The 16,858-nt window shown below is 36.8% G+C and carries 15 protein-coding genes and 1 pseudogene; 9 read left to right on the forward strand and 7 right to left on the reverse strand.

Going from position 1 to position 16,858, the window contains the following annotated elements; genetic code table 11:
* Positions 1–167 precede the first annotated feature (167 nt).
* The 3 genes from A9996_RS14250 to A9996_RS14260 all read right to left on the reverse strand — a co-directional run bounded on the left by A9996_RS14250 (position 168) and on the right by A9996_RS14260 (position 3,497).
* Positions 168–1,895: a phospho-sugar mutase gene (locus tag A9996_RS14250; RefSeq protein ID WP_211272658.1), complete on the reverse strand. Its 1,728-nt coding sequence runs from the start codon at positions 1,893–1,895 to the stop codon at positions 168–170.
* A gap of 80 nt (positions 1,896–1,975) precedes the next feature.
* Positions 1,976–2,923 (reverse strand): glycosyltransferase family 2 protein, encoded by a 948-nt coding sequence (locus tag A9996_RS14255; protein ID WP_066436444.1) that lies wholly within the window; start codon positions 2,921–2,923, stop codon positions 1,976–1,978.
* A gap of 46 nt (positions 2,924–2,969) precedes the next feature.
* Positions 2,970–3,497 carry a DUF4199 domain-containing protein gene (locus tag A9996_RS14260; RefSeq protein ID WP_066436446.1) on the reverse strand — a complete coding sequence of 176 codons (528 nt, stop codon included), beginning with the start codon at positions 3,495–3,497 and terminating at the stop codon, positions 2,970–2,972.
* Positions 3,498–3,757: 260 nt separating this feature from the next.
* On the opposite strand from A9996_RS14260, the gene A9996_RS14265 reads away from it, so the two are divergent.
* The 4 genes from A9996_RS14265 to A9996_RS14280 all read left to right on the forward strand — a co-directional run bounded on the left by A9996_RS14265 (position 3,758) and on the right by A9996_RS14280 (position 7,521).
* Positions 3,758–4,009, forward strand: a complete 252-nt coding sequence (locus A9996_RS14265; RefSeq protein ID WP_066436449.1) for a type B 50S ribosomal protein L31 — start codon at positions 3,758–3,760, stop codon at positions 4,007–4,009.
* Between the two features lie 143 nt (positions 4,010–4,152).
* Entirely contained in the window at positions 4,153–5,328 is a 1,176-nt protein-coding gene (locus tag A9996_RS14270) for a GlmU family protein (protein WP_066436452.1), read from the forward strand.
* A 222-nt stretch (positions 5,329–5,550) separates the two neighbouring features.
* On the forward strand, positions 5,551–6,891 hold the full coding sequence (gene mtaB, locus A9996_RS14275) for a tRNA (N(6)-L-threonylcarbamoyladenosine(37)-C(2))-methylthiotransferase MtaB (protein WP_066436454.1): 1,341 nt from the start codon (positions 5,551–5,553) through the stop codon (positions 6,889–6,891).
* A gap of 123 nt (positions 6,892–7,014) precedes the next feature.
* A complete protein-coding gene (locus tag A9996_RS14280; protein WP_066436457.1) occupies positions 7,015–7,521 on the forward strand; it encodes a hypothetical protein in 507 nt (168 codons plus the stop codon).
* A 63-nt stretch (positions 7,522–7,584) separates the two neighbouring features.
* Here A9996_RS14280 and A9996_RS14285 read toward each other — a convergent pair whose 3' ends face one another.
* Positions 7,585–7,881, reverse strand: coding sequence for an N-acetyltransferase (locus tag A9996_RS14285; RefSeq protein ID WP_066436459.1), 297 nt, complete (start codon positions 7,879–7,881; stop codon positions 7,585–7,587).
* A gap of 214 nt (positions 7,882–8,095) precedes the next feature.
* On the opposite strand from A9996_RS14285, the gene A9996_RS14290 reads away from it, so the two are divergent.
* From A9996_RS14290 to cls, 3 genes are read left to right on the forward strand one after another with little or no spacing between them, the layout of a single operon-like run.
* On the forward strand, positions 8,096–8,764 hold the full coding sequence (locus A9996_RS14290; protein ID WP_066436462.1) for an alpha/beta hydrolase family protein: 669 nt from the start codon (positions 8,096–8,098) through the stop codon (positions 8,762–8,764).
* 43 nt (positions 8,765–8,807) lie between these two features.
* Positions 8,808–9,737 (forward strand): lytic transglycosylase domain-containing protein, encoded by a 930-nt coding sequence (locus A9996_RS14295; RefSeq protein ID WP_066436464.1) that lies wholly within the window; start codon positions 8,808–8,810, stop codon positions 9,735–9,737.
* Positions 9,737–11,194: a cardiolipin synthase gene (cls, locus tag A9996_RS14300; protein ID WP_066436466.1), complete on the forward strand. Its 1,458-nt coding sequence runs from the start codon at positions 9,737–9,739 to the stop codon at positions 11,192–11,194. The genes A9996_RS14295 and cls overlap by 1 nt, the downstream gene beginning before the upstream one ends.
* 104 nt (positions 11,195–11,298) lie before the next feature.
* On the opposite strand, the pseudogene A9996_RS14305 reads toward cls, so the two are convergent.
* A pseudogene (locus A9996_RS14305) lies at positions 11,299–11,863 on the reverse strand (DUF2892 domain-containing protein).
* A gap of 472 nt (positions 11,864–12,335) precedes the next feature.
* Between A9996_RS14305 and rpmH the strand changes: the two are divergent.
* The gene (rpmH, locus tag A9996_RS14310) at positions 12,336–12,497 is read left to right on the forward strand and encodes a 50S ribosomal protein L34 (protein WP_066436469.1); all 162 of its coding nucleotides are present in this window, start codon (positions 12,336–12,338) and stop codon (positions 12,495–12,497) included.
* Between the two features lie 97 nt (positions 12,498–12,594).
* Positions 12,595–15,447 carry a carbamoyl-phosphate synthase large subunit gene (gene carB, locus A9996_RS14315; protein ID WP_066436472.1) on the forward strand — a complete coding sequence of 951 codons (2,853 nt, stop codon included), beginning with the start codon at positions 12,595–12,597 and terminating at the stop codon, positions 15,445–15,447.
* Between the two features lie 91 nt (positions 15,448–15,538).
* On the opposite strand, the gene A9996_RS14320 is transcribed toward carB, so the two are convergent.
* Together A9996_RS14320 and A9996_RS14325 are read right to left on the reverse strand one after the other, a co-directional pair.
* Positions 15,539–16,243: a DUF3307 domain-containing protein gene (locus A9996_RS14320; RefSeq protein ID WP_066436475.1), complete on the reverse strand. Its 705-nt coding sequence runs from the start codon at positions 16,241–16,243 to the stop codon at positions 15,539–15,541.
* Positions 16,240–16,857: a SatD family protein gene (locus A9996_RS14325; RefSeq protein WP_066436477.1), complete on the reverse strand. Its 618-nt coding sequence runs from the start codon at positions 16,855–16,857 to the stop codon at positions 16,240–16,242. The genes A9996_RS14320 and A9996_RS14325 overlap by 4 nt, the downstream gene beginning before the upstream one ends.
* Position 16,858: the final 1 nt, after the last annotated feature.

The following is a 16,858-nucleotide window of genomic DNA, read 5'->3' on the forward strand; positions in this document are numbered from 1 at the left end:
GAAACTAACCTCACGTTTTTCAATTAAAAATGAACTTTAAAAACAGGAATTAGAGCAACAAAAGATAAGGTGCTAAAAAGTGCATAGAGGATGTTGAAAAAGATATTGAGATAGGCCCATTTTTTATACGGAATAAGAAACCGGTAAAACTTTTTTAAATACTCCATTTAGATAAGGTTCATGTCTTTTACGATGGCGTTAATTTTATGCTGCAGTTGGGCATCCACATTTGAAAATTGGTCAATAGAGGATAACGGTGCATTAACACTCATATAAAATTTTATTTTAGGCTCTGTACCGCTTGGTCTCAGTGCTATTTTACTACCATCTTCGGTATAATAAATAATGACGTTTGATTTTGGGATACTGATCTCCTCTTCTGTATTGTTAATAAAGTTTTTAGCTTTTGAAAGTTGGTAATCCTCAATGCGAGTCACTTTAGAACCGTTGATTTCCTTTAAGGGGTTCTCTCTGGCGTCAACCATCATTTTTTTGATTTCTTGAGCGCCGTCCATCCCTTTCTTTGTGATCGACACCAAATGTTCCTTGTAAAGACCATGAGCCACATATAATTGTAGTAAAGTCTCAAAGAAGGAACTGCCATCAGTTTTTGCCTGAGCAGCAATTTCGCAGGCCAGTAGGGTAGAGGTCACTGCATCTTTATCACGCACAAAATCGCCCACCATAAAACCAAAGCTTTCTTCGCCACCACCAATAAAGTCGAGCTCAGGAAAATCCTTGATCATCTTGGCAATCCATTTAAATCCGGTCAAACCCTCTTTATATGCAACATTGTATGATTTTGTCAAGACTTCCACCATGGGTGTAGAAACAATAGTTGAGCCTACAAACTCATTGCCATCAATCTTACCTTGTTTTTTCCATTGTTTCAAAAGGAAGTCAGTCATGACCACCATAGCTTGGTTGCCATTGAGGATGACCATTTCACCTTTCAAATTTCTAACGGCAACACCTAATCGGTCGCAATCAGGATCGGTACCAATTACGATATCAGCGTTAACTTTTTCCGCAAGTTCCAAAGCCATCTTTAAGGCTTCCGGTTCTTCAGGATTGGGCGATTTTACGGTTGGGAAATCGCCATTTGGAACCTCCTGTTCTTTAACGAGATGGACGTTTTTATAACCTGCACGTTTTAGTGTTTCAGGAACCGTTGTAATAGAAGTGCCATGAAGTGAGGTGAACACAACGGTCAAGTTGTCTTTGGCTTCCTGACTTGTAAAGTTTCCGTTTTTAACTGATGCGTTAATAAATGCCTCATCCACTTCTTTAGCAATCATAGTGATGAACTTATCTTTAGCTTCAAATTTGATTTCAGAATAATCCAAACTGTTTATTTTCTCCACAATTTCTGCATCCTGAGGCGGTACCAATTGTCCACCATCTTGCCAATACACCTTATAACCATTGTATTCTGGAGGATTATGGGAGGCAGTTAATACAATACCACAATGGCAGTCCAAGTATCTTACTGAAAATGATAGTTCTGGCGTGGTGCGTAAGTCTTCAAATAAAAAGACCTCAATGTCATTTGCTGAAAAGACATCAGCGACCACTTTAGCCAAGGACTTGCTATTATGGCGACAATCATAAGCTATCACCACTTTAGGCGTTTCATTTGGAAATTGCTCGTGCAAGTAATTGCTCAAGCCTTGAGTATTTCTTCCCAAAGTATATTTGTTGATACGGTTGGTGCCAACGCCCATAATACCGCGCATGCCACCGGTACCAAATTCTAGATCCTTATAAAATGCTTCCTGGATTTCTTTAGGTTGAAAAGCGATACTGTCCTTAATCTTATTTTGGGTCTCCTCGTCAAAGGTTGGGGTTAACCAAGCATTGATGCGTTCTAAAATTTTTGGTTCAATGTGAATCATGGCGTTGTGGTTATGAGTTATAGTACAAAAATAAACAATTCGACAACTGTTAACTTGATATGGGCTATTAATTTGATGGATTAGAAGTTCACTTCATCATTGATGAGGTACCGTTTTTTGTCTTCTTTGTTACGTAAAATAATTTCACCCAAAAAACCAGCAATAAAAAACTGAGTTCCGATAATCATGGTAGATAGGGCAATATAAAATTGTGGGCGTGCCGTTATAAGGCGCCCTGAAGTGTTTAAAAAGAGTTTGTCAATACCGAGATAAAGCGTAAATCCGAACCCAATAAATAACATGATCACACCCAGCGCACCAAAGAGATGCATTGGCCGCCTTGCAAAACGCGAAATAAACCAAATGGTCAATAAATCCAGAAATCCGTGAATAAACCGGTTTATACCATATTTTGTAGTCCCATATTTTCGAGCTTGATGGAGCACAACTTTTTCACCAATATTTGAGAACCCTGCATTTTTGGCCAACACAGGAATGTAACGGTGCATTTCACCATTGACATCTATATTTTTGACCACATCAAGATTGTAAGCTTTGAGTCCGCAGTTAAAATCATTCAATTTTACCCCAGAGGTTTGGCGTGCTGCCCAATTGAATAATTTGGAAGGTAAATTTTTTGAAATCACAGAATCATAGCGCTTTTTCTTCCATCCTGATACCAAGTCATAATGCTCATTGGCAATCATTTGATAGAGTTCCGGGATTTCTTCTGGATTGTCCTGTAAGTCCGCATCCATGGTAATGACCACCTCACCTTTTGCTTTGTCAAATCCTGCGTGAAGCGCTTGGGATTTACCAAAATTCCGTAAAAAACGAATTCCTTTGACATTGCTATCCTTTTGGGATAACTGTTGAATCACATTCCATGAATCATCGGTACTGCCATCATCAATAAAGATGATTTCATAAGAAAAATGATTGGATTGCATAACCTTTGCAATCCAATCATATAATTCAGTTAACGATTCCTGTTCGTTGAGTAGTGGTATGACTACTGATATATTCATCTAAGTGAGTTCAATAGGTGATGTTTAAAAAAGTAGCGAAATTAATTTAGCTCAATTTTGTTTCTTTTTTCATTATTAAACCGCCAATAAGAGCATAAATGAGACCAAAAAGAGCACTGAGTGCAATCCAAAAAGCACCCATAATCGCAGGGTTTGTAAACATTTCAACAAACTTCATTCCCTGATCTACCATCTCTTGGGTCATATCAGGATTTTGTTCAAGCATATTGTCCCTAGCGACATCCTTCATTTGGTTCACAAAATCTGGATCAATGATGTAATTAAATATTAAAGAATAAATTACGAAAACAATAGCACTTATAACACCAATTAATACACCAACTTTAAGTGCTTCACTTAAGGTCAGAAGGCTGGCATTTCGTTTTTTGTACTGAGAAATAGCATAAAATATGACAACAGGAAAAATAATATAGTAGATTGCTGTAGGCCATTGCGCACCCTCCAAAGCTAACCCTGTCACATAGGCGATGACACTGATGACGACCATAACAAGGCCTAAAATCACGCCATAATTAATTGCAAATTTGCCTGGGGCAAGTTTTTGTGTTTCCATAATAGTTGGTTTAATTAGTTTATTTGTTAGTTAGTAAGCAAATATAGGAAAACGTTACAATTTATTAAGACATAAGTGTGAATCTCATTTTAAAGACATCGAAAATTCGTCCTTTATAATTATTAATTTGAGCACTGCATATTCGATAAAACTTTTGACTTACAATTAAATGAGAAAAATAAAACCAAATGTATTGCACAAATGGAAAAAATACTTAAATTTGCACTTCTAAAAATTGAACGTTATTAAAGTATTTAGAGATGAAAAAAGGTATACATCCAGAAAATTATAGACTAGTAGCATTTAAAGATATGTCCAATGAAGACGTGTTTTTAACAAAATCTACAGCAGATACAAATGAAACGATTGACGTTGACGGTGTTGAGTATCCACTTGTAAAGATGGAGATTTCAAGATCATCTCACCCGTTTTATACTGGTAAATCGAAGTTGGTAGATACGGCTGGTCGTATTGATAAATTTAAAAATAAATACGCTAAATTTAATAAATAATTTAGTGTCCAAGATATTGAAAGCCTTCAGAATTGTCTGAAGGCTTTTTTTGTTTTCTAGAAATAACTTATTTTTGGATCGATAATTTGAGTTATAGTTAGGAGAAACCTTCTAGCTATTAACTTGTAACTTCTAACTTCAGTATGAACTACATTCTTTTCGACGGTCCCTCTAGAAATAATCTTCTCCCCTTCACCTATACGCGACCGGTTGCCGATATTAGAATTGGAATTTTAACCATTCGTGAAAAATGGGAAATTCATCTGGGTTGCACCACCACAACCATTACTGAAGATTATCTTTCTGAAAAGTTCCCAATGGTAGAAATGGACGAGAATGTCATGATCAATGCGTCCTATTTGCCTACTATTGAATTGGTAGAACTTGTAATGAATTTGGGAGAGAACCAAGCTATTTTTAAAGATGAAGATGTCATTGCATTTTTTACTAAAGACGCCCAAAAAGATATCGATTTTAATGCTTTTGAAGCGATTGAATATCACGGGAATGCCCTTAAATTAGAACACACTTGGGATATTTTCACGAAAAATGGAGAGGCGATTCAAGAAGATTTTGATTTAGTTACAAAAGGAAGGACGTCACAGCCCATTCCGTCCAGCAACAATATCATAGCAGCCCATAACATTTTCTTGGAGGAGGACGCAATTTTAGAATTTGCGACGCTTAATGCCAGCAATGGCCCAATTTATATTGGTAAAGATGCCGAAGTTATGGAAGGTGCTATGATTAGAGGACCTTTTGCTATTTGTGAGCATTCGGTAGTCAAAATGGGTGCTAAGATTTATGGACCCACCACCGTTGGACCATATTGTAAGATAGGAGGTGAGGTCACCAATTCCGTACTTTTTGCTTATAGCAATAAGGGGCACGAAGGGTATTTGGGCAACTCCGTTATTGGAGAATGGTGCAATTTGGGTGCAGATACCAACAATTCCAATCTCAAAAATAATTATGCCGAGGTAAGGATTTGGGAGTATACTACTGAAAGTTTTGCGCGTACCGGGCTGCAGTTTTGTGGACTTATGATGGCCGATCATAGTAAATGCGGCATCAATACTATGTTCAACACGGGTACGGTCGTGGGCGTGAGTGCCAATATCTTTGGAAGCGGTTTTCCGCGTAATTTCATACCTAGCTTTAGTTGGGGAGGACCTGGAGGATTTACAACATATTTGACTAAAAAAGCATTTGAAGCAACAGCGGTTGTGATGTCCAGACGTCAATTGGAGTTTACAGAGATAGACAAAGCAATCTTGGAACACATTTTTGAGATCAGTAAAAAGTTTAGAAGAGATTAAGATTTAAATTCCAAACTACTAAATTTTGGTTCACACTTCTTTTTAGTGCTCTTAAAATTATAAATTCTTCTCAGTAGTACCCGATATTGGTAGTATTTTCAAACATTTACGTAACTTTGCCCTTCCCATTCCAATAACAAAGTAAAAATCAATTTTACTTATAAAATTGCTGCTGATTTTCTTTAAAATAAGCTGCTGTTTTTAGGAAATGAAGACTGTATTATGAAAAAGAAAGTAGCATTTTATACCTTAGGTTGTAAACTGAATTTTTCAGAGACTTCCACCATTGCCAGAAGTTTTACCAATGAAGGTTTTGATCGTGTAGAGTTTAATGAAGTAGCAGACATTTATGTGATAAACACCTGCTCTGTTACAGATAATGCTGATAAGCGCTTTAAATCTATCGTAAAACAAGCACAAAAGGTCAATCCAGATGCTTTTGTGGCCGCTGTTGGCTGTTATGCACAATTGAAGCCTCAAGAATTGGCGGATGTAAATGGTGTTGACTTGGTACTTGGTGCTACAGAGAAATTCAATTTGACTAGCTATATTAATGAGTTGATCAATAATCCTGTGCGTAATAGAGGTACAGGTGAAGTGCATTCTTGTGAGATTGAAGACGCTGATTTTTATGTAGGGAGTTATTCCATTGGTGATAGAACTCGTGCATTTTTAAAGGTTCAGGACGGTTGCGATTATAAATGTACTTATTGTACGATTCCATTGGCCCGTGGTATTTCGCGTAGTGACACGATGGAAAGCGTGATTAATAATGCAAAAGAAATTGCCGCTCAAAACATCAAAGAAATTGTGTTGACGGGGGTCAATATTGGCGATTATGGCAAAGGAGAATTCGGCAATAAGAAGCACGAACACACCTTTTTGGATCTGGTTACAGAATTGGATAAAGTAGAAGGTATTGAACGCTTGCGCATCTCATCCATAGAGCCCAACTTGCTCAAAAATGAGACAATTGACCTAGTTTCAAGATCGAGAGCATTTGTGCCTCATTTCCATATTCCATTACAGAGTGGCAGTAACGACATTCTCAAAAAAATGAAACGTCGTTATATGAAAGAACTTTATATAGATCGTGTTTCAAAAATAAAAGAAGTCATGCCGCATGCCTGCATTGGTGTGGACGTTATTGTTGGTTTCCCTTCAGAGACCGATGTTCATTTTTTAGAAACCTATAACTTCTTAAACGCGCTTGATATTTCCTATTTGCATGTCTTTACCTATTCTGAGCGTGATCATACTGAAGCTGCAGTTATGGAAGGTGTGGTGCCAAAAAAGGTTAGGGCAAAACGCAGTAAAATGTTGAGAGGACTCTCTGCTAAAAAACGTCGTGCATTTTATGAAAGCCAATTGGGAAGTACGCGGACTGTTTTGTTTGAAAGTGAAAATAAGGCTGGCTATATTCATGGATTTACTGAGAACTACGTCAAAGTAAAAACACCATGGAATCCAGATTTGGTGAATACGTTGCATGACATTGAACTTACTAAAATTGATGATGATGGTATTGTGAGATTTGAATTTGTAGGTGTATTACTGCGCTAAATTACATATAATGAATTATAATCTGTTTTTCATCTGACTTTTTGGCTATTTGACCTATTTTTTTTAGAAGACGATACGTTATCTATAATTTTGAGGTTGTTCCTTATCTAACTAAGATTATTAATGAAAAAATCATTGTGCCTGCTTTTTCTTTCTGTTTGTTTTTTTGTCTGTTCAGCCTGTTCAAAGGACGATGTCAAAAACCCAATTATCGGGAACTGGAAATTAACAGCATGGTCCATTGAGATTCCTTTCAACTTAAATAATGATGCCACATTTAGCACTAATCTTTTGGATGAAACGACTTGTGAAGTTAATGAGATTTTGAGGTTTGATACAAATGGGCTGGTGACTTCCAATGATACGTTCAACCCTGAACTTAAAGTCCGCTTGAAGGATGGCACTTCTGATGTTTATATGATAACAGAAACCTGTGCCGAGGGTGCTATTGGTTTTGCAACTGAATACAATCAAGTCAATGATCAAAGTATTGGCTTTAATGGAGTGGTTGCAGTGGTGACGGGAACAAAGTTGACCGTAGTGTATGAAGGTGCTATTAAAGTTTATAATGAAGCACTAACAGAAATTATAGCTAAAAAGGACTTGACGTTGGTTTATGAGAAAAAATAAGCCACACTAAACATAAAAAATTATCCAAAGTTAGCTTTGGATATTTTTTTAGTCAATCAAAAATTATATTCTGATTCCCACAGGAAGCATCTTTTTATACTTTCTGTTTCTCCTTATAAACTTAGCTATTTCAGGACTGGTAGGAACAACACTAATGTTACGTTCAGAGATATTTTCAAACACTAAGGTTAAAAAATCATTCTCAAATTCTTCAGAGGTAATGCCTTCAGGGATTACCAATTTAGTTAAGAAAATCTTACGATCTTGGAGTGAATACTCAATTTTAGCCATGTCGTCTTCAACTTTAAGCTCAAATTGACGTAAGAAGTCATTGTCAACTAATTCTGCTGCATCAATCATATTAATATATTTAATTTATTTCAACGGTTGGAAGGGTGCGGTGACTACATTTTTATATAGCTTTGTGCGACAAATTTACGAAAAATTACTATAGCATTCGGTTTATGGACTGTTAAATACTTAGGAAATAAACCTTTACGGCCGCTATAGAAACTCATGATTTTGCTGTGTTATAAGGGCATTAATGTTTTTAGTCATAATTTGAAAATAGCAAATGGAACAAGATATTATACCAATATATCTCATGCCAGGAATGGCCGCAAAGCCGACAATTTTTGAACGCATCAGGTTGCCTGAAGATCAATTTAAAATCTACTGGTTGGAATGGATGATCCCAGAAACCAATGAAAGTTTCGAGCACTATGCAAAACGGATGATCGAAAAGATTACACATGAAAATCCAGTGCTTTTGGGCGTGTCATTTGGTGGGGTATTGGTACAGGAAATGAGTAAACATATGAAGGTCAGGAAACTCATTGTGGTAAGCAGTATCAAATCTCGTCATGAACTTCCTAAACGGATGAAGGTTGCTAAGTTTATGAAGGCTTATAAGTTTGCGCCCACACAATTGCTTTCCAATTTAGACGTTCTTAAAAAATACGCTTTCAATGATACCATTGCCAAACGCATCGATCTTTACAAAACCTATCTTGCCGTAAATGATAAACGCTATCTGGATTGGGCATTGAAAGAAATGTTGCTTTGGGACCAAGAAAAACCTATTGCTGATACCATTTATATTCACGGGGATAATGATGCCATTTTCACCAATTCCTGTCAAGGAAACTGTGTTGTGGTAAAAGGAGGCACACATATTATGATCGTTACAAAATACAAGTGGTTTAATAAAAACCTCCCAGCTTTAATAGCAGGATCAAATTGAATACTATTCAATTATTTTTTTACATTTATAAAAAATTCAGAAAATGAAAACTATTAAGAATTTACTAGCCATCGTGGGGCTGGTCAGCATTTCAGGATTGTTCATATTTGCGGTACAAAAACCTGCAGATAAGGACGTGGAGCCAGAAGAAATAATGATCAATGATTATAATGTATACGCTCTTAAATTACCTGATGATTTAAATTTTGCAGGAGAAAAGGTGCCGTTATCAGATCCTGATGTTTACGAACGTATGGATAAGGAGCTTTTAGTGAACACCTATTGGCAATCTAATGGTCTATTGATGTTTAAGCGCGCCAAAAAATACTTCCCAATTATTGAACCTATTTTGAAAAAGCATGGCATCCCAGATGACTTTAAGTATTTGGCAGTTATTGAAAGTGGGTTGACAAACGCCGTATCTCCAGCGGGAGCAAGAGGTGTTTGGCAAATTATGCCAGAAACAGGAAAGGAAAATGGCTTAGAAGTCAATGAAAATGTGGATGAACGTTACCACTTGGAAAAAGCTACAGAAGTGGCCTGCAAATATTTATTACAATCAAAAAATAGTTTAGGCTCATGGACCTTGGCGGCGGCGGCTTATAATGCTGGAAATACTGGAATGTCAAGACGCTTAAAAGAGCAAGATGTCAGTGACTACTACGATTTGTTATTAGGAGAGGAGACCGGGCGTTATATATTCAGGATTGTAGCTTTGAAAGAAATTTTAAAGAATCCAAAAACGTATGGGTTTAACTTTCAAGATGCTGATCTTTATAAAAATATTCCAACATTCACTGTTATGGTGGATAAAGAGGTGACTAATTTTGCTGCCTTTTCCAAAGAATATGGTATCAACTACAAAATTCTTAAAATTCATAATCCATGGTTGAGAGAAGCGCATTTAAATAATCGATCAAGAAAACAATATATGATTGAGATTCCTGAAAAGGGATATTATTCCAAACCTTAATGGGTGACTTCATTTCCAATAATATATGGGTTATTGTTATAACTGTTAATTATCTTTTAGTCATTTTAGCAGCATTTACAGTGCTTACCAAAAATTTGAATCCAACCAAAACGATATCCTATATTATCGTTTTGGTTTTTTTTCCATTTTTCGGACTTGTTGTCTACTACCTCTTTGGTCAGGAATACCGAAAAAATAAAATCTTCAACAGAAAACATATTCTCAATCAAAAATTGATTGCTGATGTCAGTAAACGCCTTAAGCCTGATAAACAGGAAATCACCGATTTAGAACACGATCTTCTCAATGAGAAAATCAAACTTGTAAAGCTGCTCCACAGCAGTCCAAACGCACCTTTGACGACGTTTAATGATGTCAAAATCATTAAAAATGGAGAACATAAGTTTAAGATCCTTTTAGAGGATTTGAAAAAAGCCACAATGCACATTCATATGGAGTACTATATTCTCCGTGATGATAAAATAGGAACGAAAATTATTGACATTTTATGTGATAAAGCCAAGGAAGGTGTCAAAGTAAGACTGAGCATAGACGATGTAGGCAGCAGCGTTTCAAGAAAAAATAAGAATAGGATGGAGGAGAGTGGTGTGGAATGGCATCCGTTTATGCCTGTTCTATTTCCTGGATTCACCGGTAAGATGAACTACAGAAATCACCGTAAGATTGTGGTCATTGATGGGCAAATAGGATATATTGGTGGCATTAATGTTTCAGATACTTACGTCAATTATGAGGGCACCCCCCATTATTGGAGAGATACCCATTTGCGAATTGTTGGCGAATCTGTAAAGTCCTTACAGATCCATTTCTTAATGAATTGGGAGTTTGTGTCCGGCCGTAATATTAAGATTGAGGAGAGCTTTTTCCCGAAGGAAGATTGCAAAGAGAGTGTCGCTATGCAAATTGCGGCAAGTGGTCCAGATACAGATTGGGCCAATATCATGGAGGTTATTTTTACGGCCATTGTCACTTCAGAGAACTATGTGTTTTTGACAACGCCTTATTTCATCCCTAATGATCAAATCATTACAGCGTTGCAAGTGGCTTCAAAAAGTGGCGTAGATGTTAGGCTACTTATTCCTAAAGAATCTGATTCCTGGACAGCAAAACACGCTACCAACTCCTATATCGAGTGTTTATTGGAGGCTAATATTAAAATCTATAGATATCGCAAAGGGTTTATCCATGCCAAAACAATAGTTATTGATGATGTGTTTTGTACCGTGGGGACCACCAATATAGATTATAGGAGTTTCAATATCAACTTTGAAATCAATGCGATTATCTACAATACAGATAAAAGTCTGGAGCTTAAATCGCACTTTTTTGAAGATTTAGAAGACAGTGAGCTCATTGATCAAGAACGATGGATGAACAGACCTAGAATCGAAAAATTCAAAGAATCTTATTGCAGACTTTGGGCACCATTGCTCTAATCTTCTAAGTGGCGTCTTGTTATTTCTTGGATGTCCAAAATGGTGCAAAAAAAACCTATTGATGTTTATGCATTAATAGGTTAATCAGTTTCACAAATCAATATCTAGCGTCTTCTTCCTTGCCTGTTTCCGCCGTAATGTTGGTTAGGCATCTGCGCTTTTTTCATGCTGTCTTTCATCATCTTAATCTGATCGGCCAACATGTTGCGTTTATCTAATTTTTGAGCTTCGTTCAACAATAATTTAGCCTCCTGAGGACGACGTTTGCTAAATGCGATTCCGGCAAGATTTAGTTTTGCCATAGCCATATCATGATCCATTGCCAGCCCAAATGTTAAGGCCTTTTTAAAATATTTTTCGGATTCATTCATATTGGTCTGAGACACCATGATGCCGTGAAGATAATTGTAATAGCCTTCTTGTTTTTTAACCAAAGCACTAGAAGGATTTTTGATTTTGTCTAACCAGCGCTTTGCACCAGGAAAATCTTGTTTTCTTAATCTTAAAAATGCCAAAAGGATAAATTCGTTTTTAAAATAAAGAAACACAAAAATTAGTGGACAACAAAATAAGCATGATGCCATTACCAATATTATTTTCAGTGAATTGATAAACGGCAAAAGCCAATATTAAAGCAGTAATTACGAGTTTTATATTTTTATTGTACATGATTAATTTAATGGTTTATAAGTAATTGTAGATGTTATTTTATTGGGTATGGTCATGTTTGCCGCACGTATTTTGGTGTCTCCATAATAAACACCTTCAACGGTTATAGTTGTGAGCAGCCCTGTTGTTGAATTGGCGTCAATGCTTGTTTTTGGTTACCTGTTGGCACCATCATAAAATAACAAGCAAAAAAGTACATGCTTTCATAAATCGTATTGATGTGTCTTTTTAAAAATTAACAAAGAAACTAATTTTTTTTAAGTTGACATTCATATTTTAGCTTATAAGTCAAGTCTTGCTTATATTCTTTATCCCTATTTTGGACATCAAACAGTAAGATCAAAATTTCATAAAAATTTTTTAAAATTAGATTTGCCAGAGTAAAAAGTCTTTGTATATTTGCCCGCAGTTTTGGGGAGAGAATCCAGACAATATTTTAGACTATATAAGATTATTTTAAAGATATAAGACAATGAGTAAAAGAACGTTTCAACCATCGAAAAGAAAGAGAAAAAACAAACACGGTTTTAGAGAAAGAATGGCTTCCGCTAATGGTAGAAAGGTTCTTGCACGTAGAAGAGCAAAAGGAAGAAAGAAACTATCTGTATCTTCAGAAACAAGACATAAAAAATAATGATTAACAATTGTTGATATTTAAAGGTGTTACTTAGGTGTAGCGCCTTTTTTTGTACCCAAATCCTATTTATTTTTGCAACACAAAATCCATCATAATGCCTAAAAACAAAAACATCAATTCTGTACTTATTATTGGCTCAGGACCAATCGTTATCGGACAAGCTTGCGAGTTTGATTATGCTGGCACCCAAGCCTTACGCTCACTTCGTGAAGATGGCATAGAAACCATACTCATCAATTCAAATCCGGCAACCATCATGACAGATCCAACTATGGCTGATCATGTTTATTTATTGCCGCTCACTACAAAATCAATTATTAAAATCTTGAAAGAACATCCACAAATTGATGCTGTTTTACCAACAATGGGGGGGCAAACAGCACTGAATTTATGTATTCAGGCAGATGAAAAAGGCATCTGGGATGATTTTGGTGTAAAACTTATTGGTGTTGATATCAATGCCATAAATATTACTGAAGATAGGGAAGAGTTTAGGGAGTTGATGCTCAAAATCGGTATTCCGATGGCCCCTCAAGCCACCGCAACATCCTATTTGGAAGGTAAAGAAATTGCTCAGGAGTTTGGTTTTCCTTTGGTGATTAGAGCTTCCTTCACACTTGGTGGAGAAGGTGCTTCATTTGTGCATACAGAAGGTCAATTTGATGAAATGCTGACCCGTGGTTTAGAAGTTTCTCCTATCCATGAGGTGATGATCGACAAAGCTATGATCGGATGGAAGGAGTATGAATTGGAGCTCTTGCGCGATAGAAATGACAACGTTGTTATTATTTGTGCTATTGAAAATATGGACCCAATGGGCATCCATACGGGAGATTCTATTACTGTGGCACCTGCAATGACATTGTCTGACACTACCTACCAGCGCATGCGTGACATGGCTATCCATATGATGCGCAGTATTGGTGATTTTGCCGGAGGTTGTAATGTTCAGTTTGCGGTGAGCCCTGATAAAAATGAAGATATTATTGCCATTGAGATCAATCCGCGTGTATCCCGTTCTTCTGCCTTGGCGAGTAAGGCTACAGGATATCCTATCGCAAAAATTGCTGCAAAATTGGCCATTGGTTATAATTTGAACGAATTGAGCAATCAAATAACAAAATCTACTTCGGCATTATTCGAACCAACTTTAGATTATGTGGTCGTAAAAATCCCACGTTGGAATTTTGATAAATTTGAAGGTGCTGATCGAACTTTGGGTCTGCAAATGAAATCGGTAGGTGAAGTGATGGCCATTGGGCGCTCCTTTCAAGAGGCACTCCATAAGGCAACGCAATCTTTGGAAATTAAACGTAACGGACTAGGAGCTGATGGGAAAGGTTATAAAGACTATGATCAGGTTATAGATAAGCTGACACATGCCAGTTGGGACCGTGTGTTTGTGATTTATGACGCCATTCAAATGGGAATTCCGTTGAGTCGCATCCATGAAATTACAAAGATTGATATGTGGTTCTTAAAGCAATATGAAGAATTATACCACCTTCAAAAAGAAATTTCAACCTTTACCATTGATACTATAGAGCGCGATTTATTGCTTGAAGCGAAGCAGAAAGGCTATGGCGACAGACAAATAGCACATATGTTGAATTGTTTGGAAAGTCAAGTCTATAAAAAACGTGATGAACTCAATGTCAAGCGTGTTTATAAATTGGTAGATACGTGTGCTGCTGAGTTCAAAGCACAAACACCGTATTATTACTCTACTTTTGAAAACGACATGGAGTCTCCAGACGGCACCCGCACATCAGCCAATGAGAGTGTGGTGTCTGACAAGAAAAAGATTATTGTTTTAGGCTCAGGGCCTAACCGAATTGGACAGGGTATTGAGTTTGATTATTGCTGCGTCCATGGAGTTATGGCAGCTTCAGAATGTGGTTATGAAACCATCATGATCAATTGTAACCCTGAAACAGTATCTACAGATTTTGATATCTCTGACAAGTTGTATTTTGAACCTGTTTTCTGGGAACATATTTACGACATTATTCGTCATGAAAAACCAGAAGGTGTTATTGTGCAGTTAGGTGGCCAAACGGCTTTGAAACTGGCAGAAAAGTTAGACCGTTATGGCATTAAAATCATTGGAACAACTTATAAGTCGCTCGACTTAGCTGAAGACAGAGGCAGTTTCTCAAAATTATTGCAAGAAAACAATATTCCTTATCCAGAGTTTGATGTTGCTACCACGGCAGATGAAGCCTTGGCAATTTCAGATCATCTTGGTTTCCCTATTTTGGTACGCCCTTCTTATGTACTTGGCGGCCAAGGGATGAAAATCGTGATCAATAAAAACGAATTGGAGGAGCATGTTGTGAATTTATTGCGAAGAATGCCAAACAATAAATTACTGCTAGATCATTATTTGGATGGTGCCATTGAGGCGGAAGCTGATGCTATTTGTGATGGAGAAAATGTTTACATTATCGGTATCATGGAGCATATTGAGCCTTGTGGTGTTCACTCTGGTGATAGTAATGCCACCTTGCCACCATTTAATTTGGGTGAGTTTGTGCTGCAACAGATAAAAGATCATACTAAAAAAATTGCGCTGGCTTTAAACACTGTAGGCCTGATCAACGTTCAATTTGCTATTAAGGATGATGTTGTGTACATCATTGAGGCTAACCCAAGAGCATCCAGAACCGTACCTTTCATTGCTAAGGCATATAAAGAGCCCTATGTAAACTATGCCACAAAAGTGATGCTGGGCGAGAATAAAGTGACCGACTTTAACTTCAACCCACAATTGGAAGGTTTTGCGATTAAGCAGCCGGTGTTCTCTTTTAACAAGTTTCCTAATGTGAACAAAAAACTGGGACCAGAAATGAAAAGTACTGGTGAAAGCATCTTGTTTATTGATAATTTGAAGGATGATGAGTTTTACAATTTGTACTCTAGACGTAAAATGTATTTGAGTAAATAAGAATCGGAACGTCAGTTTTTATAATAAACTGAATTTTTAAATAAATCTTATGAAAGCCATCAACCGTTACGTTGATGGTTTTTTTATGGCATTATCTGATGCCGATTAAATAGAGTAGGCCAATTAAAATGGCAATCCCAAAACTTATCAATGTTCCAATTAAGATGTATTCTGTCAGCTTACGCTCTTTTGATTCTTTTAAATCGCCAAACCTAAATACAGATTTTGCGGTAATTAAAAAGCCAACGGCTTCCCAATGATCTAAAATCACAAACACAAACACCAAAATGCGTTCTAAAATTCCAATGTACTTTCCCGCATCTTTAAGCGATTCATTACCTTCTGTAAGCTTTGAAATATTCCATTTTAAAAAGATGGACTTCATGATAATAGATACGGGTAGCGTTAAGAATAAGATAGCGGTGAGTAATATTAGAGTGCTGTCTGTAAAGATGCTACCTAAAGAGACATCATTAGCTATAAAAATCCAATAGACGGCTACAATGACTAAAAGATGGAATAATTGATCTAAAAAGAACAACAGTCGCTTTGTTTTTTTATTTTGAAGGATGAGTTTTAAAGCGTCAATAGCAAAATGGGAAAGGCCCACGATGAGTATGATTGGCCATTGTGAGAGATCCCAAAGGATAATAAAGAGTAGCGCTATATGGATGAGTACATGCAAATAAAGTTTTGGTGATCTCAGTTTTCGTTTCTCCTTTTCTTTGACCCAAGAAGTAGGTTGCAGGAAGAAATCACCAATAAGATGAGCGAGTATGAGTTTTATAAGTATCATGCCTGTAAGGGTGTTATTTTTTGTTGGTAAAGTTTTTCCAATTGCATAATAACGTCCAAATGCGCGCGTTTTTGTCTGCTGCTCACTGCATTTTGATTGATGCCCAAGCGTTGGCCAAGTTCTTCTTGGAGCGCCTGGGGTTGCTCTATGTACAGTTTTACGATTTCGGCAGAATTAGAGGTCCAATGATCCATAATGGTCAAGGCTAATTTGAAGTACAAATTGAGGTCTTGATCCAATTGCGCGTCGGTGGTTTTTATTTTAAGGTTGACTTTTTCTTTTTTTAACTGCTCTAAAGTTTCACCAGAAAACTGAAAAGCCTCTCCGTTAGACTCCACAACACTATTGCCGCTAAACGTTTTTTTGCCAATCCCTATGGCAATACGTACATCCAAGCCTTTTATGGTTTTTATACAGGCTTTAATATAGATGGCAGTTTTAAGACTGTCGGCAATGTTTGACGACTCCAATTGAAAGCTGTCGCCTCTATAGATGTTCCATTGCGATTTGTTCTGCGAGCACGCTGTCAACGCTTCCTTTAAAATCGAAAGCCATTCCTCAGAATTTTTGATTGATCTTGATCTGATAATATCTCCTGTCAATATACTTGTCATA

The organism is Gelidibacter algens (assembly GCF_001678675.1).
Lineage (GTDB): Bacteria > Bacteroidota > Bacteroidia > Flavobacteriales > Flavobacteriaceae > Gelidibacter > Gelidibacter algens.